The organism is Streptomyces sp. BE303, from assembly GCF_036290945.1.
Taxonomy (GTDB): domain Bacteria; phylum Actinomycetota; class Actinomycetes; order Streptomycetales; family Streptomycetaceae; genus Kitasatospora.
This window is the reverse complement of the sequence record NZ_JAQYWZ010000183.1, coordinates 1-312: the sequence shown is the minus strand read 5'-3', so window position 1 is coordinate 312 and position 312 is coordinate 1. Positions and strand designations below refer to the sequence as shown.

General features: G+C 70.5%; 1 protein-coding gene. It reads left to right on the top strand.

The features are described from left to right. Nucleotides 1–312: acyltransferase domain-containing protein (locus PUR56_RS01070; protein WP_329947451.1), on the top strand; the 312-nt coding region annotated here is incomplete at both ends.

Sequence of the window (312 nt, the reverse complement as noted above, 5' to 3'; positions counted from 1 at the left end):
CAGGGTGCGCAGCGTGCGTCGATGGGCCGGGGGTTGTACGAGGCGTTCCCGGTGTTCGCGGACGCGTTCGACCAGGTGGCGTTGCACGTGGATGCTCACTTGGACCGGCCGTTGGCGGAGGTGCTGGCGGACGAGGAGCTGATCCACCGGACCGGGTACGCGCAGCCGGCGTTGTTCGCGGTGGAGGTGGCGTTGCATGCGCTGCTGTCGCACTGGGGTGTGCGGGCGGACGTGCTGGTGGGGCATTCGATCGGTGAGGTTGCTGCCGCGCATGTGGCCGGGGTGCTGTCTCTGCCGGACGCGGCGGCGCTG